The organism is Psychrobacter sp. DWR1-2-3, assembly GCF_049896465.1.
Taxonomy (GTDB): domain Bacteria; phylum Pseudomonadota; class Gammaproteobacteria; order Pseudomonadales; family Moraxellaceae; genus Psychrobacter; species Psychrobacter maritimus.
Genome location: NZ_JAFCUJ010000002.1, coordinates 688,136 through 708,557 on the forward strand (window position 1 = coordinate 688,136; position 20,422 = coordinate 708,557).

General features: G+C 43.6%; 17 protein-coding genes. 3 read left to right on the forward strand and 14 right to left on the reverse strand.

Going from position 1 to position 20,422, the window contains the following annotated elements; genetic code table 11:
• The first annotated feature begins 67 nt into the window (after window positions 1–67).
• Window positions 68–1,315: a cation:proton antiporter gene (locus ACP7AA_RS06030; RefSeq protein ID WP_201624262.1), complete on the forward strand. Its 1,248-nt coding sequence runs from the start codon at window positions 68–70 to the stop codon at window positions 1,313–1,315.
• A 28-nt stretch (window positions 1,316–1,343) separates the two neighbouring features.
• Here ACP7AA_RS06030 and ACP7AA_RS06035 read toward each other — a convergent pair whose 3' ends face one another.
• From ACP7AA_RS06035 to ACP7AA_RS06050, 4 genes are all read right to left on the reverse strand, one after another.
• Complete coding sequence (locus tag ACP7AA_RS06035) at window positions 1,344–2,846, reverse strand: serine hydrolase domain-containing protein (RefSeq protein WP_426222926.1); 1,503 nt, start codon at window positions 2,844–2,846, stop codon at window positions 1,344–1,346.
• Window positions 2,847–2,998: 152 nt separating this feature from the next.
• Window positions 2,999–3,586 carry a beta-lactamase hydrolase domain-containing protein gene (locus ACP7AA_RS06040; protein ID WP_271133084.1) on the reverse strand — a complete coding sequence of 196 codons (588 nt, stop codon included), beginning with the start codon at window positions 3,584–3,586 and terminating at the stop codon, window positions 2,999–3,001.
• Window positions 3,587–3,634: 48 nt separating this feature from the next.
• Window positions 3,635–4,549 (reverse strand): MaoC family dehydratase, encoded by a 915-nt coding sequence (locus tag ACP7AA_RS06045; protein WP_201619912.1) that lies wholly within the window; start codon window positions 4,547–4,549, stop codon window positions 3,635–3,637.
• A gap of 470 nt (window positions 4,550–5,019) precedes the next feature.
• The gene (locus ACP7AA_RS06050; RefSeq protein ID WP_426222927.1) at window positions 5,020–6,420 is read right to left on the reverse strand and encodes a 3-oxoacyl-ACP reductase; all 1,401 of its coding nucleotides are present in this window, start codon (window positions 6,418–6,420) and stop codon (window positions 5,020–5,022) included.
• A 664-nt stretch (window positions 6,421–7,084) separates the two neighbouring features.
• Here ACP7AA_RS06050 and ACP7AA_RS06055 point away from each other — a divergent pair.
• Both ACP7AA_RS06055 and ppk2 read left to right on the forward strand, forming a co-directional pair.
• Window positions 7,085–8,662, forward strand: a complete 1,578-nt coding sequence (locus ACP7AA_RS06055; RefSeq protein WP_426222928.1) for an acetyl-CoA C-acetyltransferase — start codon at window positions 7,085–7,087, stop codon at window positions 8,660–8,662.
• A 253-nt stretch (window positions 8,663–8,915) separates the two neighbouring features.
• On the forward strand, window positions 8,916–9,929 hold the full coding sequence (gene ppk2 / locus ACP7AA_RS06060) for a polyphosphate kinase 2 (RefSeq protein ID WP_426222929.1): 1,014 nt from the start codon (window positions 8,916–8,918) through the stop codon (window positions 9,927–9,929).
• Window positions 9,930–10,073: 144 nt separating this feature from the next.
• Here the strand turns inward: ppk2 and ACP7AA_RS06065 are convergent, their stop codons facing one another.
• The 10 genes from ACP7AA_RS06065 to rsmG all read right to left on the reverse strand — a co-directional run bounded on the left by ACP7AA_RS06065 (window position 10,074) and on the right by rsmG (window position 20,248).
• Entirely contained in the window at window positions 10,074–10,421 is a 348-nt protein-coding gene (locus tag ACP7AA_RS06065) for a PilZ domain-containing protein (RefSeq protein ID WP_183617741.1), read from the reverse strand.
• Window positions 10,422–10,466: 45 nt separating this feature from the next.
• On the reverse strand, window positions 10,467–11,585 hold the full coding sequence (locus ACP7AA_RS06070; RefSeq protein WP_426222930.1) for a DNA polymerase III subunit delta': 1,119 nt from the start codon (window positions 11,583–11,585) through the stop codon (window positions 10,467–10,469).
• A 354-nt stretch (window positions 11,586–11,939) separates the two neighbouring features.
• Window positions 11,940–12,758 carry a 3-deoxy-manno-octulosonate cytidylyltransferase gene (kdsB, locus tag ACP7AA_RS06075; RefSeq protein ID WP_426222931.1) on the reverse strand — a complete coding sequence of 273 codons (819 nt, stop codon included), beginning with the start codon at window positions 12,756–12,758 and terminating at the stop codon, window positions 11,940–11,942.
• A gap of 38 nt (window positions 12,759–12,796) precedes the next feature.
• A complete protein-coding gene (lpxK, locus tag ACP7AA_RS06080) occupies window positions 12,797–13,918 on the reverse strand; it encodes a tetraacyldisaccharide 4'-kinase (RefSeq protein WP_426222932.1) in 1,122 nt (373 codons plus the stop codon).
• A 48-nt stretch (window positions 13,919–13,966) separates the two neighbouring features.
• A complete protein-coding gene (gene msbA, locus ACP7AA_RS06085; protein ID WP_426222933.1) occupies window positions 13,967–15,754 on the reverse strand; it encodes a lipid A export permease/ATP-binding protein MsbA in 1,788 nt (595 codons plus the stop codon).
• A gap of 144 nt (window positions 15,755–15,898) precedes the next feature.
• The gene (locus ACP7AA_RS06090) at window positions 15,899–16,342 is read right to left on the reverse strand and encodes an ExbD/TolR family protein (protein ID WP_183617733.1); all 444 of its coding nucleotides are present in this window, start codon (window positions 16,340–16,342) and stop codon (window positions 15,899–15,901) included.
• 95 nt (window positions 16,343–16,437) lie between these two features.
• Window positions 16,438–17,178, reverse strand: coding sequence for a MotA/TolQ/ExbB proton channel family protein (locus ACP7AA_RS06095; protein WP_271133077.1), 741 nt, complete (start codon window positions 17,176–17,178; stop codon window positions 16,438–16,440).
• An 80-nt stretch (window positions 17,179–17,258) separates the two neighbouring features.
• Window positions 17,259–18,419: a ParB/RepB/Spo0J family partition protein gene (locus ACP7AA_RS06100; protein WP_296172625.1), complete on the reverse strand. Its 1,161-nt coding sequence runs from the start codon at window positions 18,417–18,419 to the stop codon at window positions 17,259–17,261.
• Between the two features lie 140 nt (window positions 18,420–18,559).
• Window positions 18,560–19,339, reverse strand: coding sequence for a ParA family protein (locus ACP7AA_RS06105; RefSeq protein WP_271133075.1), 780 nt, complete (start codon window positions 19,337–19,339; stop codon window positions 18,560–18,562).
• Window positions 19,340–19,531: 192 nt separating this feature from the next.
• Window positions 19,532–20,248 carry a 16S rRNA (guanine(527)-N(7))-methyltransferase RsmG gene (gene rsmG, locus ACP7AA_RS06110; protein ID WP_426222934.1) on the reverse strand — a complete coding sequence of 239 codons (717 nt, stop codon included), beginning with the start codon at window positions 20,246–20,248 and terminating at the stop codon, window positions 19,532–19,534.
• Between the last annotated feature and the right edge of the window lie 174 nt (window positions 20,249–20,422).

The window sequence follows — 20,422 nt, forward strand, 5'->3', positions numbered from 1 at the left end:
GCATCATCTAATAAACACCATCTAATATCGCATCTCCAAATCCTATAAAACAGCGTGCAGCAAACTTATGATTGAAAATTATAATTTATTCTTATTGGTCTGCGGCATTGCCTTTTTATTTGGGGCGCTGTTTCCTATTATTTTTAAACGCACGCCCATCTCATTACCCATGTTACAGGTGAGCTTTGGTTTACTGATGGGTTATTGGTGGACGAGTTTATCTTTTTTAAACCCGATTGATAATGGTCTTATTATCGAAAAACTGACCGAGATTGTGGTATTGGTCTCGCTGGTCGGTGCGGGTATTAAGATTGATACTGAGCTATCGTGGCACTTATGGCGACCGACTGTGCGCTTACTGCTTATCACCATGCCGATTGGTATTTTTGCAATGGCCGTCTTAGGCTATTATGCTTTTGGTTTGACGCTGGGCGCTGCCATCTTGCTCGGCGCTGTACTGGCCCCGACCGACCCCGTACTAGCCTCTAGCATTCAAGTTGGCCCGCCTAACACCGGCGGCGAAGACGCACCGCGCTTTACTCTAACCTCAGAAGCGGGGTTAAATGATGGTCTCGCATTTCCTTTTGTCTATCTCGCGATTAAGATAGCGGAAGCTTATAGCGGAGGGCAGCAGTTCACGGGTGAGATGCTGTGGTCTTGGTTCACCCATGATGTGCTGTGGAAAATTGGCGCAGGCCTGATAGTTGGCATTGTGGTTGGTAAAGTTTTGGCAAAGCTGGTGTTTTCAAAATACAGCCACAACACCACTATTTCACAAGGGTATGTGGTGATTGCCATCACATTGCTTGCCTATGGACTGGCAGAATACGTGCATAGCTATGGGTTTATTGCCGTATTTGTTGCAGCCTTTGCCTTTCGGCGCTCAGAGCGTGAACACAGCTATCATCACAAATTGCACGATTTTGCTGAGCAATCAGAAGGTTTGCTGATGTCTTTAGTGCTTGTTATCTTTGGCATGTTCTTAGGTCAAGGCTTACAAGCGGGGGTTGAGCTGACGTGGCGCGTCTATATTGTCAGCTTTACCTTTTTATTGCTGATTCGTCCTATTGGCGGCTTTATCGCTTTATCAGGATTAAACCTTCCGCGTACCGAAAAATACGCTATTTCTGCCCTCGGTATTCGCGGTATTGGAACTTTATATTATTTATCTTATGCCCTCAATCAAGGATTCTTTAATAATGAAGATGCCCTTAAACTTTGGATAGTGTGCTCCATTGTGATTTTAACTTCTATCTTTATCCATGGTTTAAGTGCGACAAGGCTGCTTAAAATGACGCCCAATAAGTCACACTAGTATCAATTGCCCATGATGCTAATTAACCTTATCTGTCAGCATCCACCCAAGCCAATACTGCTTCCGTTAGCGCAAACTGACGGACATCATTAAGCATCGTTACATCAAAATTATGGATAAAGGCCAATGACAGTTGGCGCGTAGGGTCACACCAAGCAACCGAGCCGTTATAACCCATATGACCAAAGCCTTGCGCTCTATCATTACTCGCTTCGCTGTCACAAAGACTAAAACGGCGATGATAGCCCAAACGCCAGTTCATTTTTGCAGGCATCACTGCATCCATGCCGGTAACTTGCGGGGTTGATAGCTGCTGAAAGGTTTGCTCATCAATGAGTGTCTGCCCCTGCCATGTACCGCCATTGGCTAGCATGGCATAAATAGTCGCTAATGCTTGCGCTGAGGCCACGCCATTGGCAGCAGGGATAACAGCCTGTAATGTGCGTTTATCATAATAATCAATAGGTTGCTTATTGGCTAACATAAGAGCGGATTTATAATTTTTTAAATTAAGCTGGCTATTATTAAAGTATAAACGATTAATTTTTGCCGTATCTAGACTGGGTAGCTCATCTACCGTTGTACTTTCGTTTATACTTCCATTTTTACCATCACTTGCGCTTGCTTGATTGGTTAGCGCTCTTTTTTGCCAACAAGCATAGCTTGGTAGACTGGTGTAAGTATGCAAAGTATTGGCAGAGTCCGCCCTTAACACTGGCTTGCTACGGCGAGGACGCGCTTGCCCGCTTTGTTGACTGCTTTCTTGGTTTGTTCCTAAATCGTCTTTTTGCTCTGCTACCTGCTCTACTGTCTCAAAATACTTAACTAGATGCGCAACGTCGTTCACCTTATTTTCTGGTACGCCAAAATAACAGCTATCTGCAATCCCAAGAGGTTCGGTTAAATAATGGCGCAATGCGTCAGCTAATGGCATATCAGTAACGGCTTCTATCACGCCGCCTAACACCCAGCCATAAACCAGCGCGCTATAAGCGCTATCATATAACTCACTCTGTTCGGGAGCAGTTATCGGCATGGCGGCAACTTTCTCTAGCATCATATTCCAATCAAGCACGGTTTCATTATCGACATCGATACTTTGAATGGAAAATAAATTGCCCTGATGCGACATCACGCGACGCAGCGTAATCTGCTCTTTGCCCTGCGCCGCAAAAGCTGGCCAATAATCGGCAATCGGTCGGTCATAATCAAGTAATTGCTGTGATACCAATACGTGAACTAATGTCGCCAAAATACCCTTACCCGTCGAAAAATTAAGCGATAACGTATCAGGACTCCATGACAAATCCGCGCGTGCCATGCCCACACTTGCTTGAGCGATGCATTGTCCCGCCTGATAAACGACTAATGCCCCACCGGCTGGCGCATCATCAAGCTGTAAGTCCGTTAGCAGTTGTTGTAATCGTTGCTGAAGATCAAGGTTAATGGCGACAGTTGATTTAATCGCTTCATTCGGGGCGCTTGGTTCATGGACGTTATTATTATTTGCTTGCGCATTATTTTTTATCATTATTTACTCGCTTTATTTTTAATCTGAGTTATAAAAAACCGTTCTTACACTTAAAAACTACCTGCTGATAAAATCTACTCAATAAAAAGGCAACCTATTGGTCGCCTTTTTATTGAGCCCTGCTAATCAGTATAAATGGAATTGACGATAGCTTAGCGCGGCACTAATAAACGATTATGAACCTCTTCTGCAAGCTTCGTCAAACCATGACTACGCCCACGTTCCATCGCCGTATCCATTTTACGCCCACGTAGCCAGCCAGCACGCAGCGCAATTGCTGCGCCAGCACGATTGCCAGAGCCACAATGCATAACGGTTTTTTTGCCATGATGCTGACGTAGGATGTTATCAAACGCCAATATCTTTAGCTGTTTTAAATCATTCGCACCGCTTATAGGTAGCTGCTCATAAGCCATACCAGCACCCTCGACCGCCGCTCGTTCATCAAAACTTAGCTCATCATCAGGTTGCAAGTTAATCACCAACTCAACGCCAGCGGCCGCCAAAGCGGCTACTTTTGCTTCATCGAGCGCACCGCAGACAATGGTATTTGCCTCTGGACGAAAATAAGGCTCAAAGATACTTGCTAAATTGATACCGTTATCTATAACGCTTGCAGCATTTTGTTCGTTAGTATCGCTTTGCACGTTGGCAGCGCTTTGCTCATTAGCAGCGCTTTGGTCTATCACAGCTGAACTATCAGGCTCAGCTGCGCTTATTGCATTTTCATGTAAAGTCATAATTAGTGAGGTGTTCGTGAAATATGAATGTTAGAAATATGGCCTATTTTACTGGTTGTCAGCTTGCAATTTAATCACACCTGCAAGATGCGGCTTGTCATTCTTAGCGCTATATAAGCCAAACTCACAGCTATCTTCTGCATTTTTAAGCTGTGCGACTGGTTCCGCAATCAGCTCTACTTCAGCTGGCAAAAAGATAGGCAGTTTAAATGACACTTCAACCGTACAAGCATCTGGCAGCTCATCCATTAAAGCCAAACATTTGGCCTTTGACCACATACCATGAGCAATGGCTTTTGGGAAACCAAACGCGCGTGCTGATAGCGGGTGCAGATGGATAAGGTTAAAGTCACCTGAAACAAACGCATAACGACGACCGATATCTTCTGGTACTTCAAAGATGCTGTGCACACCGTCTTCATTGACTGCTGGCTTCACGGTTACTGGACGCGGCGTGCTTTTTTTATCTTTGCTGCTTGATTTTTTGCCGCGTGATAAATAAGTAGAGGTCCCTTCCCAAATGACTTCATCGTTTGATTTCACCGTGGTGACAAAATCAAACTGCTGACCTTGGGCATGGTCGCGCAAGTTATCAAATTTTACCGCCATGGCAACCGTTTCACGCTCACCGATAGGACGATACTGAGTGACGCTATTATCCACGTGTACCAAACCTAGCATGGCAAATGGAAACGGCTCTTTGACCATCATATTCATCTGCAACGTCTGTGATAAAACCGAAAAATACGTCACAGGCACTTTGCCATTATCAGCGAAACCACAAATCTTACGATAGTCATCAAGATTGCTTTGATCGATGTGCAAGTCATCTACATAATAGGTCGCTTGTGGCAATTGGTCGCGACTGATTTTACCGCTATTACCGATAGGCAATAAACTTTTGACGATATTAGCATAAGTGGTATGCGCTTTTGGCAACGCATCATAATGTTTGTCTGACATAATAAATCCTAAGTGGGGCTTGAGCAAATTTTCTGGCTAGATGTAAAATGCGATGCATTCGTTTATTAGTAAGTGCTTTGACTGATACTTACTTTGATTAATATTTACTTTGATTAATACTTGCTTTAAGTAATATTGACACTTATTTTGATTAATATAGGTTTTGATTAAAAGGTAATTTCGCCCAACAAAGAGGGTCACTCCCTTTACCCAATCCAGCTATTTATCATTATAGTAATAACCCGCCGCCAACGTAAAAAACCATCTAACAAACCGGGCAAGTTATTATTACTGTGTTTTTATCATAAAAAAGCCACCCTAGGGCAGCTTTATTACAATTTATCAGCAATTTTTTCGTAAGCATATGTGAGGTAAATCTAAAACCTTACTGGATATCATATACTTAGTGCAAGCTTAATTGAGATTAATCATCTATGTTATTAAGCAAAATTTTGCCTGCATTATATTTACTAAGCACCTAATAAGCTTTGACCACACACACGTACGATGTTGCCATTTAGACCGCCAGAAGCTGGTGAAGCAAACCATGCAATGGTCTCAGCTACGTCTACTGGCAAGCCGCCTTGGCTCATTGAGTTCATACGGCGACCCGCTTCACGAATGGCAAATGGAATCGCTTCTGTCATTTGCGTCTCGATAAATCCTGGGGCAACAGCGTTAATCGTCATACCTTTCGCATTGTCTTCTAACTGTTTAGCAGTGGCATTGACCAAACCAATAACGCCTGCTTTAGAAGTCGCATAGTTACTTTGACCTAAGTTACCGGCGATACCTGAGATTGATGAGACGCAAACAATACGCGCATTTTCTTTTAGCACATCATTATCAAGCAAATAGCGGTTTAGCTTGGCAATACTGCCCAAGTTGATATTGATGACCATATCCCATTTTTGCTCATCCATGTTGGCAAGCGTTTTATCACGCGTGATACCAGCATTATGAATCACTGAATCTAGACCGCCACGTTTTTGCGCGGCTTCAGCGATTTCTTTGCCCGCATCTTCACTGGTGATGTCGACTGTTAGGACTGAACCACTGATTTCGCTCGCGACCTTTTGTAAGTCAGCTTGTTGCTGTGGTACATCAAGACAAATAACGTGAGCGCCTTCGCGCGCTAAAACACGAGCAATGGCTTCACCAATACCGCGACTTGCGCCCGTAACCAGCATGGTTTTGCCGCCCAAAGGCTGTGCCCAGTCAACGTCAACGTTAGCGCCGTTTCTGACACGTACCACTTGTCCTGAAACATAGGCTGAACGTGCTGAGGTGAAAAAGCGTAATGTTGAATCTAAGTTTTGCTCAGCGCCTTCGGCAACATAAATAAGCTGGGCTGTGATACCACGCTTAAACTCTTTACCGACCGACTTCACAAAACCTTCAAGCGCGCGCTGTGCCAATGCCGCTTCGATATCGGTGAGGTCTTCTGGTGGACGACCAATAATAATAACGCGACCTGACTTTTCGACGCGGCGCGCAACAGCATGAAAGAATTCATATACTTGCTTTAGCTCATCAGCATTACTGATATTACTGGCATCAAATAATAGGACTTTAAATTTATCATCGCTGCCCGTATTGGCCTTGGCTTTAACGCCGGCATCAGACAGCGCGTCTTTCACATTATCACTACTATTTACAAACACGTCAGCATGCAGCTCTGACAAAATACGGGCTACTGACTCACTGATGGCGGTATTATCACCATTAGCACGACCAACCAATACGCTACCACGTACCGCAGGCTGGCCACTATCAAAACGATCAAGCTCTACTGGCATAGGCAAGCCTAAGTTTTTTGCTACTTTTTTACCAATAGAAGACTGAACAAAATCACCATAACGATCTGACATAATATAATCCTATAATTAACGAGTAAGATAAAAATTAACGGGTAAATAATAGTAAACAAAAATGCAATGCGCCTATTATAAAGACTCACCAGCACTATCATTGATAAAAATTATTAGCATTTAGTAAATGGGCTTAAAACTGCCTCAACTATACACTTCCATGCGAAACAAGTCCAAAAGCCACTAATGTCTATAACAATCTGTAGACAAGCCAGTATACAAGATGGCCACTTTTTCTCGGGTCAAAAACACCAAACTTATGCTAAAATCTAACGTATAAGTTATGGCAAACGCATTTATAGATAACAATATATTATCAAAAGCTCTGTTATGCAATGCAAATAATCAACACTAGCCAGTCGAAATGGCTGTTGTTAACTGACGTGAAGCGTTATTAACCCTTGCGATAGCTTAAACATAGTGTCACATCATTTGCCAAAGGCATACAGTAAGGCCGTAAAAAACGCCTTATGATAAGCCACTGCATTTTAACCATTGTTATGTAATATAATCGCTGTCATTAGATAGCAATCATTCAGTAATAGTATCTGTATACGATTTTTTTAACGTTTTAAGACTTTTTATTAAGCACTTCTTTACTGCTTTTTTTCATTAATACGTTCTTCCCTTTTTTCTTCTACCCATACTTTTTAAGGATAATATTATGAGTAATAAAAATAATCACCCTGATAGCCCTGTTGTTGAAAGCACCGTTGTAAAAGCCAGCGATACAAAAAATACCGAATCAGCTGCGAAAGAGTCAGCTGCTAATTCAAAAGCGACTGAGTCGAAGAAAGCGGATACTAAAGGCAACGACACTAAAGCTACTGATACAAAAACAGCCAGCTCTAAAAAAGACAGCGCTGCTAAAGATGACAACAAAGCCAAAGAAGCGGATACGACTAGCGCTAACAAAACCACTACTGCTGCTAAAAAAGCCAGCCCAACCAAGCTTAGCTCAGGTCAACATCGCGTGGCTATCTTAGGCGGCAACCGTATTCCTTTTGCTCGCTCAAACGGTACTTATGCAGATGTCAGCAACACTGACATGCTAACAGCAGCGTTAGATGGTTTGGTTGAGCGTTTTAATTTACAAGACAAAAAAGTCGGTGAAGTGGTTGCTGGTGCAGTCATGAAACTGAGCCGCGATATCAACTTAACGCGTGAAGCGACACTAAGCACGGCATTGAACCCACATACCCCAACCTATGATATCTCACAAGCTTGTGGTACTGGCTTACAAGCAACGTTTGCTTCTGCCAATAAAATCGCCCTTGGTATTATCGATTCGGCCATTACTGGCGGTGTTGATACGACTTCTGACGCGCCTATCGCAGTTGGCGATGGCTTACGTAAAGTGTTAATTAAATTGGGCGCTGCTAAAGACAACAAACAACGTCTAAAAGCGCTAATGGGTCTAAATCCAAAAGACTTACTTGATACCCCGCAAAATGGCGAGCCACGTACTGGTTTATCAATGGGCGACCATCAAGCGATTACCACACTTGAGTGGAACATCAGCCGTGAAGCACAAGATGAGCTTGCCTTTACTAGCCATCAAAACTTAGCGCGCGCTTATGATGAAGGTTTCTTTGATGACCTAATTACCCCGTATAAAGGTCTGACGCGCGACAACAACTTGCGTCCAGATACTACCTTAGAGAAGCTAGCTAAATTAAAGCCTGTATTTGGCAAAAAGAATGCCAACCCAACCATGACAGCGGCTAACTCTACACCGCTAACGGATGGTGCTTCTTGTGTACTATTAGGTACTGATGAGTGGGCGGCAGCAAATGGTCTTAAGCCATTGGCTTATATCGTTTATCAAGAAACCGCTGCTGTTGACTTCATCGGTAAGTCTGGCGATAAAGAAGGCTTACTGATGGCGCCAGCTTATGCAGTACCGCGTATGCTTGAGCGTGCTGGTCTGACCTTGCAAGATTTTGACTTTTATGAGATTCATGAAGCGTTTGCCTCACAAGTGCTATCAACCCTTGCTGCTTGGGAAGATGAGAAGTTCTGTGCAGAGCGTCTAGGTCTTGATGCGCCATTAGGTTCTATCGATCGTAGTAAGCTAAACGTCAATGGTTCATCACTTGCCGCCGGTCACCCATTTGCTGCAACCGGTGGTCGTATCCTAGCTACTGCTGCTAAATTACTGGATCAAAAAGGTTCAGGTCGCGCGCTTATCTCTATCTGCGCCGCTGGTGGCCAAGGTGTAACTTGCATCTTAGAGAAATAATTACTCTAAGATATCCTTAGACAGTCAATAACATTAAGCTTTTAAAACACCCTTTAATCCAATGATTAGAGGGTGTTTTTTTGTCTAAATGAAAGTGTTATAAAGCGAATGCAACAAGCAAACACTGCTCACTCATAGCTGCTGCGCTAGATATGTTAAAGTAGTTATATAAAAGGCATTCATATAAAAGGTTGTCATATAAATAGCTGTCATCATAAAAGGCAGTCATAAAAATAGGTATTAGGAGCTTACTATGAGCAAGGATCCCTCGTCGATTGATCAGCAAACCTTAACCACGGCCAAGCGGCGCGAGCTATCAGCGCTTGAACAAGGCAGCTTCATTACCCGAATGGATAAAGAGGTGTTTGGCGATGAGCTGCGCCGAAAAATGCATCAAGACTTAATAGATAGCTATGATGAAGAGCTTGAAAATGAGATAGACGATTACGTGCGCGACTTTCGTTTTGATGGGCGCGAGATGAGTGAGCAAGAAAAGCTTGATCGCCGTACCTATTTTCAAGAGTTATTGCGGCTGCAACGAGAGCTTATTAAGCTGCAAGATTGGGTGGTTGAATATGGTGAGCGTATCGTCGTGATATTTGAAGGGCGTGATTCTGCTGGTAAAGGCGGCGCTATTAAGCGTATTACTCAGCGCTTAAACCCACGTGTTTGCCGAGTGGCTGCCCTACCGGCTCCAACAGAACGTGAGCAATCGCAGTGGTATTTCCAGCGCTATGTGGCGCATCTGCCTGCTGCTGGCGAAATTGTCTTATTTGATCGTAGCTGGTATAACCGTGTGGGCGTCGAGCGCGTCATGGGATTTTGTACCGATGCCCAGTACGAAGAGTTTTTCCAATCGGTACCTGAATTTGAGCGCATGCTGGTACGTTCAGGTATTCGCTTGGTCAAGTATTGGTTTTCGATTACCGATGACGAGCAACATTCACGTTTTATGAGCCGGATTCATGACCCTCTTAAACAGTGGAAACTGTCGGCGATGGATTTACAATCACGTCGCCGCTGGGAGGATTATACCAAGGCCAAGGAGACCATGTTTGAGCGCACGCATATTCCTGAAGCGCCGTGGTGGGTGGTCGAAGGCAATAATAAAAAACGCGCACGGCTAAACTGTATTGCCCATTTACTAGAGCAAATCCCTTATCAAGAAGTACCGCGTGATGAGGTCGAGCTGCCTGAACGCAAGCGCGATGACGAATACTACCGCGAACCGATTCCTGATGATATGTATGTGCCACCGCGTTATTAAATAAACAAATTTATGCACGTATTATTTAATAAAATATGACGCATGAAAAAGCAGCCTTATACATTTATAAGGCTGCTTTTTTTATATTATTTCGCTAGTATTTATAATAATCATAGCGAATACGATTGCTGATCTGTAGAAACACTACATGGTATAAGTCGACTGTAAACTATCAATCTTACCGGCCAATAAACGCTCAACCTCATTTTTAATTCTTAGCCCAGCGATATCTGTACCTATCTGCACCGCAAAGCCTGCTGGACGGCCACTTTGGCTTTTAGAATTAATCCAAACCACTTTGCCGTTCATAGGCAAGCGTTCGCTAGAATTGGGCAAAGTCACGGCAATAAACACCTCATCGCCCAGTTTTTGTATTCTATCAGACGGCACAAACAACGCGCCATTGGTCACAAAGGATAAATAGCTTGCGTATAACGTTTCCATATCTTCAATATGACAGGTTAAAATCCCGCCACGTCCTGGCATTGCCATAGTTAGCTTCCTTTATGAGTGAGGTTTACTTTATTTTAATTTAATTTATAAATACGCCAATTCTTGCATCAGCTTATCATAAGCGAATTTTTCTTGCACATTTTGTTGCAGGGCGATTTTTGTTTGTTGTAGACTGTTTATAAACGCCTCAAAGCTACTTTCAGCAGGTTTATAATTGCTTAAAGAGGCGGATAAATCGATGTCCTTTTGCAGCGCATCGAGACCTAAACATACGCGGCGCATATCGACCAGCATTAGCTCCGACAGTTGAATAAACTCGCTTATACTCAGCTGGGTTTGCCAATAATCGCTTGCCGCAATGCTACTGCGTTTACCGCTACGTAACGCTTGCCACGTTGTCAGCCATAACGCGCGCTTGCTATACCAAGGCGCTTGTGCAAGGGCAACCGCTGCTAAAGGCGCACCATTTGCCAATTGTATCAGCTGCTCAATGGCTGCCGTGCCGACCGCCTCACGGTTGACCGTACTGCCTAAAGCATGAGTGACATAATCGACTGAAACAGCAGGATCAATCGTTTGCAATGCCAGCTGCTGAACGCGGCTTTTTATGGTTGGCAGTAACTGCGCAGGAGTATCACTGATTAAGAATAAATGCACTTGCGCTTGTGGCTCTTCCAAGGTTTTAAGCAGCGCATTAGCCGCAGCAATGGTCATTTGCTCTGCATAATCTAGCACACAAATCCGCATGCCCTGCCCGCCTTGATAAATAAACGGCTGTAGAGCACGAATATCATCGACCTTTATTTTTAACGCGGCATTACTAGCAGCTTTGGCAGATTTTTTGTCTTTTGCAGTGCTAGTTGCTGCTTCTTTAGCATGAGCATTATCGGCACTGACTGGCATACTAATCATTGGCAAGACTTGTAAGCTTGGATGCGTCCCTGATCTAAGCCATTGACAGCTCTCGCAGACGCCGCAAGCGCCGAGCGGATGGCTATTGCGCTCGCGGCATAATAACCATGCCACCAAGCGCCAGACAAAAGCACGCTTACCCATCCCTTGCATCCCAGCCGCTAAAAGTGCATGCGGTAAGGATTGCTGCGGCATTAACACCCGCTTTGTCAGCTGCGACCATAACTCATTTTGCCACGGTAGTAACGGTGCAAAATACATACTATCGCTCAAAGGCACTGTGCTGGTCATTTCAGTTATCTCACTTATGGTCATCGCTCAATGCTTTTAATGCGTTCACTACCTTTAACACGCTGAACACCTTTAATATGATCAATCTGCTAATACACTTAAAACCTTTAAAGACCGAATAAACCAATTATTTTTAATCAAAAATATTGGTTTACTACTTAGGGCGTGTCCTCAATTCAATCGATGGACATCTAAATGGTCTAAAAATGGCTAAATTTTGCCAAACTTCGTCAAATAGCTGGGTAATATCCCGATATTAACTGCACTATTTTCCTTGTTTGGCTACAATTTATCTCATTTTTATCACCATTTTTAAAATAAGGACACGCCCTAGGCTATTATTAATTATCTACATTAGCAGTTTTGAAAATCCACTAAACTCATGGCATTTAGACGGTCCAAATCTTCTTGGGTATCGACGCCTGCTGGCAGATGACAGGCGGCTGGGGCAATAGCAATATGGCCACCATTTTCTAATACGCGTAACTGCTCTAAGCTTTCCAGTGTTTCGAGTGGCGTTTGCGGCCAGTGTACAAACTGCTGTAACAAGCTGACGCGGTAGGCGTATAACCCTAAGTGGCGATAAGCATTTTTTGGCGCTTGGTGCTGTGTAGCGCTGTCCTTTGCCAATACTGCATCACGGTCACACGGAATCGGCGCACGGCTAAAATATAATGCTCGCTGTAAACCGTTAGACGCCTGACTGACGACTTTAACGACCGATGGACGCATAAACGTCTCGTAGTCTTCGATAGGTTCGCATAAAGTCGCCATCACACTCTCGGCATCTTGTACCAACAGTGCTTTAACTTGCTCTAATAATAACGGCGGTACTAAAGGCTCATCACCTTGCATATTGACCACGATATCATGCTCAGCCCAGCCTTTAATAAAAGCGACCTCAGCCAAGCGGTCAGTTCCTGACGCGTGCGCGCTACTCGTCATCACCACATCAAAGCCTGCTTTTCTACAAACTTTGGCAATTGCTTCGTCATCCGTGGCAATACACATATCATCAGCAAAATCAGCCAACTGTGCCTTTTCAGCTACCCACAGTATCATTGGCTTGCCATGGATAGTTAATAATGGCTTGCCAGGTAAGCGGGTGCTTTTAAAGCGCGCAGGAATAACAATATGCGTTTTGGCTGGCATTGTTTTAGTTGCTGACGACATGATTTATTCCTATAAAAATTATCTAAGCTTTTAGACTTTTAGCCATTATTGATATCAATATTTAAAGCTTTTAATTGCTGCTGTAAGCTCTCATAACAACTGTCCGATAACACCGCAGTCACTGGCAATACCCATAGGCGACTCACAAGCTCTTGATACTCTTTGCTAAGTGGTTGGCGACTAATCGCATCCAATAGCAGCGCCCTGATTTTAACCGCGTCTTTACTGGTGACAATAATAGGCTGCTCGCTATACTGTAAAAGCTCATCTAAGCTAAAATCATAATGATCCGGATAAGCATGGCCAATGACATCGAAACCGAGCGATAGTAAAGTATCAAAAAAACGCTGTGGATAGCCGATACCGCTTACCGCATGTACCCGACTGTTTGACGTGGGTGGCATAGGTAGCATAGGTATTTTTTCTTCTGTGACATTTGAGCCATCTATCTCAGCAGCAGAAGACCATAAAAGCTGTAATTTATCAGCTTGTAGATGCATCGTTAAACGCTTAGCTTGAGCTTTATTATTATCAATCCCTATCATTTCTGCTTTTTCATGATATATCACATTTGCGCCTTGTAAGCGCGACATAGGCTCACGTAAAAAACCGGTTGGTAGCAGCTGCTGATTACCAAAGCCGCGTGACGCATCAACCACTATCCATTCGATATCGCGTTGCAGCGCATAGTGCTGCAAGCCGTCATCGGCAATAATCAATTGTAAATCGGGATAAGCGTTTAACAAGGTCGTAATCGCTTGTTTACGATTGGGGCATACTGCCATAGCAGCGCCTGTCGTATTAACAATTAAAGAGGGCTCATCACCTACGATGCTTGGCAAACTATCAGCATGTACCAAAGCTGGCATCTGGCTACTATCACCGCCATAACCACGGCTGATAACGCCTACCTTTAGGCCTTGCTTTTGTAGATGAGTGACTAATTCAATAATTAACGGTGTCTTACCGCTGCCACCTACCGTAATATTACCGATAACCATTACTGGAATAGGCGCACGATAACTTGAAAGCAGACCTGTTTTATAAGCCTGCCGACGTAGCATCGTAATGAATCCATACAACCCGCTAACAGGCAACAGTAGCCAGAGCCAAGCGGCCTGACGTTGCCATGCACGCGTCATTGTGGTTTCAATACTCATGATGATTTGTTACTTATCCTATTTATACAGCAAATTTATTCAGTACATTTACTCAAAGTCACGCGCATACATTTGCGCATAATGACCCTGCAATTGCATCAGCTCAGCATGCGTACCTAGCTCAACAATCTGACCACGATCTAGTACAGCAATACGGTCAGCGGACTCAATCGTCGTTAAACGATGCGCGATCACTAGCGTCGTGCGGTCTTTCATAATATTATCTAGCGCTTTTTGAATGTAGTATTCTGACTCATTATCTAAAGCACTGGTGGCTTCATCTAAAATCAAAATCGGCGCATCTTTTAGTAATGCTCGAGCAATAGAGATACGCTGGCGTTGACCACCAGACAGCTGCAAACCTTCAGCACCAACTTCACTTTGATAACCATTTGGCATTTTCATAATAAAGTCGTGGGCGAAAGCTTCTTTTGCTGCTTGCTCAACCTCAGCTTGGGTTTTATCCGCCAGACTGCCATAGGCAATATTATTAAACACTGTGGTATTAAACAGCACCACTTGTTGATTGACCATGGCAATCTGTGCTCGTAAGCTCTCAAGCTTTATATCTTCAATCGGCATACCATCAAGGGTAATTTGCCCAGAAGAAGTATTTAAGGTACGGGTAAGCAAGTTGACTAAAGAAGATTTACCAGCGCCACTACGTCCCACCAATGCCACTGTTTCACCTGCATGCACGTCCAAATTAAAGTCACGTAGTGCTACAGTTGAATCCGGGTATACCAAGCTAACTTCACTTAGCTGAATACTGCCTGTTAATAAAGGTTCAAGGATACCCGTATCGTTTTCTTCAGGCTCATCCAGCAATTCGAATATAGACTCACCCGCGGCAAGACCGCGTTGTAGCTTTTGATTAACGTCAGTGAGTGAGCGCACGGGCTTACTTAACAAACCTGCCGCTGCAATGTATGAGATAAACTCACCTGCCGTGATGCTATCTATCACCGATGGTCGTAGCGCGAGCCATACAACGACAGCCATTGCCATTGCCATTAATAGCTGTACGGCAGGGGTATTGATACTATTAGTAACAACTATTTTCATACCTTGACGCAGATTCTTTTTTGATACCTCATCAAACCGTTGTGACTCATAAGCTTGACCACCATAGTTTTTAACCACGTGATAGCCACCAACGACCTCATTTGTTATATGACTGACACCGCCCATGGTTTCTTGAATACCTTTGGAGAGTTTCATATAGCGTTTAGAGGCAAAATTAACCAACCATAAGATTGGTGGTAGCACCAAAAATAGGATTAGGGTTAAGCGCCAGTTGGTATAAAGTAAAAAACCTATCAAGGCTACAACTGTCAAACCATCACGCACCAAGGTCTTCATAGAATCTGTACTGGCTGCGGTCACCTGCTCTACGTCAAAAATGAGTTTGGAAGAAATAGTACCAGAAGAATTAGCCAAATAAAATGAGCTTGGCAAACGCAGTAGCTTATTAAACACCTCTACTCGTATCTCATACACAAGATTACGCGATACTAATGCTGAGTAATAATTACCCAAGAAGCTTCCCACACCACGGACAAAGAACAACATAATAATCAGGGCTGGAAACCAAGCTTGCTTACTTCGATCGTTTTGATTGATGGCATCAGTGATATATTGCAGCAATTTGGCAATCCAAATCTCTGTTGCCGCATTAATTGCAAAGCCTATTATGACTAATATTAGCGCCCACCAATACGGTTTAAGGTAGCTTAGTAGACGCAATAAAGTCTTATGCTTAGGCGTATTTGAAGGCGCGGCTGATAGCTTTTTAGCAGAATTTTTTTTAGAGTCAGGTTGATTAGCTTGGCTCATAAAAGCCTCGATTTAGGTATAAAGAAGGAATAAATGACACGGATGCAGCAGTAGCGCTTGGTTATAAGATAAAGCATTAAATGCTTTTAGAATAATAGTGGTAATGCTTAACACGCTTTACCACCTTATCAAATATCATAAAAATTATTGTGGAGATGATTGCGGTAAAGGCTGACCAAGTGGTACAACCGTACTGATATTTAAATTTAAAAAACCCAATTTACCAGCGATATCCATGACTCGTACTACAGATTGATGCGTGGCATTCGCATCGGCAGCAATCACAAATAGCATATCACGATTACTTCCCGCCTCTTGCTGTAGCATGCTGGTCAATTCAGCCTCGTTGCTACTGGCAAGGGTAATTCCGTTAACTAGATAACTGCCATCTTCTTGCACGGCAACTTCAATACTGTTTTTCTCTTCTGTCAGCGCCACACCTTCAGCTTCGGGAAGAATGATATTTAAACGACTGAAATGATTAAACGAGGTCGCCAAAAGTAAAAATACAATTAAAAATAATAAGCAATCAATCATTGGCGTGAGATTGATTTCAAGCGGCTCAACGGTCGGTTTTCTAAAGCGCATGTCAGTCTCTTTAATGTGCTTAAAGGTATATATTTAATAAGCAGTGCTTCATACTATTATTTTTATCATTAATTACCATAATATAAACAATAGAATTAAGTCGCTGCCGCCGTATGATTTAAATCTGAGGTGTCAATCGAAAGCTCATTACTTACATGACTCGATTTATCATCTACTGCTGCATGAGTCGTCAACTGAGACATAGCGGAACTGTTGATATTATCTAACAATTGATAGTCATATAACTCTTGAATCATCAGTCCCGCTTGCGTTTCAAACTGCGCATTGATATCGATAATACGGCGCTGAAAATAACGATAAGCAACCAAAGCTGGAATAGCCACAATCATACCAGCAGCAGTGGTAATCAAAGCCTGTGACACGCCAGCCGCCAACATCGTTGGGTCTTGCATCGCGCCATCCGTAATCGCCAAAAACGATGAGATAATACCTAATACCGTACCCAACAAACCAAGCAATGGCGCAATCGCCCCAATGGTGCCAAGCATATTGATATTTTTCTCTAGCTGATGCACCTGCACACTTGCGCGGTTTTCCATATGCATCGTCATCGAGTCTAAGCCGTACTGGCGGTAAAGCAGACCGGTCGCTAGAATATCACCCAAAGGGGTTTTTTCTTTGACATTCATCAACTGCGTACGACCAATATCACCGTTTTCACGTAGGCGGGTTATCAGCTGTTCGCGCAATCTATTGGGCGCAATCTTATTAAATTGTAAAGTATGACTACGCTCGATAATAATAACCAATGCCAATATTGAGCACACCACGATAGGTGTCATCAGCCAACCACCTGCTTTTACCAGCTCCCACATACGGACTCTCTTCTATGTTTTTATTAATTATTAAAAGATGATTATATATTTGTATAATTAGCTCAAGCTTATTAAAAACCTTAAGCTTGCGCTTCTATATGCTTAATTAAGGCCGCTAACTGATCTTGGCTATGGAAGAATATCTCAACACTACCCTGCCCGTCTTTTTTGTGTTTGAGCTTTACTTCCGCGCCTAACATATCGGTTAAACGCTGGGTTAAGCGCTCAACATCGCGAGACTGTACTTGCTCAGGACGACTGGCTTTTGGCGCTGGTTGTAAAATGGATTTGACTAACTTTTCAGCTTCGCGCACCGTCATACCAGCATCGATAATTTTTTGCGCAATGATAGGCTGCTGTTCTGATGATAATGCTAACAATGTACGGGCATGCCCCATATCTAAAGCACTGTTTGCCAAATGGTCTTTGACCGTATCATGGAGCTGATTGAGACGTAGCAAGTTTGAAACCGTGGTACGTGCCTTCCCAACGACTTCGGCAATCATGGCATGACTCATACCAAACTCTGTATGGAAACGCTGCAGGGCAGCCGCCTGCTCAATCACCGATAAGTCTTCACGCTGGATATTTTCAATCAAGGCCAGCGCAATTGCCAGCTCATCGGATAACGCGCGCTCAATCGCTGGTATAACCGATTTACCCGCCATTTTTGCCGCACGCCAGCGGCGCTCACCGGCGATAATTTCATGCGTAACCAAGGCCTCGCTCTTGTCTTCATTCGCCAATAATGGACGAATAACAATCGGTTGCATGACGCCATGTTGTTCAATAGAAGAAGCCAATTCTGCCAGCGCCGTTTCACTCATATCACGGCGCGGTTGATACTTACCTGCTTGCAGACGCGTGACATCGATTTGCACCAAGCTTATCTGGTCTTCAGAGGCGCTATTGTCTATCGCATTGGTACGGGTTTTATTAGCAGGGCTTTTCTTAATCATCCGCGCTTTACGATTTTGACTGTCAGTAGATTGCTCTGTCACTGGTGAGGCAGAAGGCTTTTTAGTCACTTTCGTATCAGCAGCTTTGCCTGCCACGCGGGCATCCTGCTCTTGTTTTTTAGCTTCTGATATGTCAGTTTCTAGCATTGCAGCTGACACAGTAGGCTCGCGCACCACCGTATCATCTTGTAAGGCAGAGGCGGCAATTTGTTTTTCTTTTTTGATTGACCCTAATAAGGCATCTAAGCCTCTATTGGCAGCCAACCCTCTTTTCTTTGCCATGATTACCTATCCTCTAACGCTAAAATAAAAAGCCCAATGCTTACTACTGCCGGCTTACTGATAAATATAATTTGCTGTTTTTAATGTTTACACTAAACAAGCTAATTGATGACTAGCAGCTTATGACTAGTAACTTATGATTATTCACTTTGCTTCATCACTTCAGCGGCCAGCTTTTGATACGCGCGCGCACCTTTTGACCATCTCTCGTACGCGATAACTGGTAAACCGTGTGCCGGCGCTTCTGCTAGACGAATATTTCTTGGAATATGAGTTTTATACATAATCTCGCCAAAGTGCGCCTCTAATTCAGCAGACACATCACGCGCTAAAGTATTACGCGCATCAAACAAGGTTCTGACCACGCCGCGAATATAGAGCTTAGGGTTAAGTTCAGTGAGACGCTCAATTGTCTGTGACAAGTCCGCCAAGCCTTCTAGCGCATAATATTCACACTGCATCGGAATAATAACGCTGTCGGTGGCAACCAAGGCATTAATCGTCAGCAAGTTTAAGCTCGGTGCACAATCGATAATCACATAATCATAAGCAGGTTTTTCGGCCGCGATTTGATCGTTGACCAACTGCGCCATCGCCGTTTTAAACAACTCATGGCTGTTGGTCTTGCTCATTAAGGTGATGTCCATACCCGCCAAATCACGATTGGCACCGATGACATCAAAGCCAGCTGGACTATTCACAATCGCCTCAGACAGCGATACACCATCGAGCAGTACGTCAGCGATGGTCAGCTCTAATTGGTTCTTATCCACGCCCGTGCCACTGGTGGCATTACCCTGTGGGTCTAAGTCAATCAGCAGTACGTGCTTGCGCTTGGCCGCTAAGCTGGCGGTCAAATTCACTGCCGTCGTGGTTTTACCCACGCCGCCTTTTTGATTCGCAATTGCTATGATTTCCATACACTCACTCAATTTAATTAGGATCTGTTACTGATTTTTACTGAAGCATTTTTGCTGCTTTTACTTATTATATTACTCAAATACCTGACGCTTACCTATAAGGGTGTTTAAACACCTGCGTATAAATGAGCAGGCCACTTACTCATTACTATAGAACAATTGTTGCCTTATGGTGCGTTGCGTGCTCATAGCTTAGACATTTTTATAAGATAATTCAATTAAATGACGACTATCTTGTAAACGCGGCACATTTAACGGAATTGTCTTTATCTGCCAAGCGTCATTTAGCGCTTGTAGCTCTTCATCGCTCGGGGCTTTACCCTTCATCGCGCATAAATAACCATTATCGGCCAAGCGTGGCTGAGCCACTTCGACAAAATCAATCAGACTGGCAAAAGCTCTCGACGTTACCACCTCATAGCTGGCTTCATGCGCTTCAATACGCGAGGCGATTGGGTGCATGTTACTCAAACCAAGCTCGCTACTGATTTGCTTAATAAAACGAATTTTTTTCTGATTGCTATCAAGGGCGGTACATTGGCGCTCAGGCTGACAGATAGCGATAATCACCGCTGGCAAGCCCGCTCCCGTACCAATATCTAGCAGCGACCCTGACGGTAAATGCGTTATAATAGCCAAACAATCGATGATATGTTTAATAAGTGCTTCGATTGGATCGGTAATAGCGGTCAGATTATACGCTTTATTCCATAATAAAAGCTGGTCTAAATACAATAATAACGTGCGCTGCTGCGTCGCGCTTAATGCAAGACCCAGCTCATCTATTGATTGCGCTAAGATATTTGCAAGTGTTGGCAATTGCGCGCTAAGCTTTACAAAACCTGTCGGGTCAATATGAATTTTACCCGTGCTAGCAGATGATGAAGAGGTTTTAGTAGAATCTGACATACGGGTTATCCAGTTTTGACATGTGAACCGTCTATTTTATCATGCAGGCTGCCCATTGAATAGTTGCAGATTGCGCCAATGTACGCCATCTTATACTATCTACGCCTATATTGAAGGCTTATCTTCTTGGACCGTCAGCAATTTAACGTAGCAAAATGAATATTGCCTCAACCT

Coding starts and splice junctions, on each gene's coding strand:
- ACP7AA_RS06095 (WP_271133077.1), bottom strand. CDS start 17,178: ATGTGGGAGCTGGTAAAAGCAGGTGGTTGGCTGATGACACCTATCGTG.
- kdsB (WP_426222931.1), bottom strand. CDS start 12,758: ATGTCGTCAGCAACTAAAACAATGCCAGCCAAAACGCATATTGTTATT.
- msbA (WP_426222933.1), bottom strand. CDS start 15,754: ATGAGCCAAGCTAATCAACCTGACTCTAAAAAAAATTCTGCTAAAAAG.
- ACP7AA_RS06105 (WP_271133075.1), bottom strand. CDS start 19,339: ATGGAAATCATAGCAATTGCGAATCAAAAAGGCGGCGTGGGTAAAACC.
- ACP7AA_RS06045 (WP_201619912.1), bottom strand. CDS start 4,549: ATGTCAGACAAACATTATGATGCGTTGCCAAAAGCGCATACCACTTAT.
- ACP7AA_RS06050 (WP_426222927.1), bottom strand. CDS start 6,420: ATGTCAGATCGTTATGGTGATTTTGTTCAGTCTTCTATTGGTAAAAAA.
- ACP7AA_RS06065 (WP_183617741.1), bottom strand. CDS start 10,421: ATGGCAATGCCAGGACGTGGCGGGATTTTAACCTGTCATATTGAAGAT.
- ppk2 (WP_426222929.1), top strand. CDS start 8,916: ATGAGCAAGGATCCCTCGTCGATTGATCAGCAAACCTTAACCACGGCC.
- ACP7AA_RS06090 (WP_183617733.1), bottom strand. CDS start 16,342: ATGCGCTTTAGAAAACCGACCGTTGAGCCGCTTGAAATCAATCTCACG.
- ACP7AA_RS06040 (WP_271133084.1), bottom strand. CDS start 3,586: ATGACTTTACATGAAAATGCAATAAGCGCAGCTGAGCCTGATAGTTCA.
- ACP7AA_RS06055 (WP_426222928.1), top strand. CDS start 7,085: ATGAGTAATAAAAATAATCACCCTGATAGCCCTGTTGTTGAAAGCACC.
- ACP7AA_RS06035 (WP_426222926.1), bottom strand. CDS start 2,846: ATGATAAAAAATAATGCGCAAGCAAATAATAATAACGTCCATGAACCA.
- lpxK (WP_426222932.1), bottom strand. CDS start 13,918: ATGAGTATTGAAACCACAATGACGCGTGCATGGCAACGTCAGGCCGCT.
- ACP7AA_RS06030 (WP_201624262.1), top strand. CDS start 68: ATGATTGAAAATTATAATTTATTCTTATTGGTCTGCGGCATTGCCTTT.
- rsmG (WP_426222934.1), bottom strand. CDS start 20,248: ATGTCAGATTCTACTAAAACCTCTTCATCATCTGCTAGCACGGGTAAA.
- ACP7AA_RS06100 (WP_296172625.1), bottom strand. CDS start 18,419: ATGGCAAAGAAAAGAGGGTTGGCTGCCAATAGAGGCTTAGATGCCTTA.
- ACP7AA_RS06070 (WP_426222930.1), bottom strand. CDS start 11,585: ATGACCAGCACAGTGCCTTTGAGCGATAGTATGTATTTTGCACCGTTA.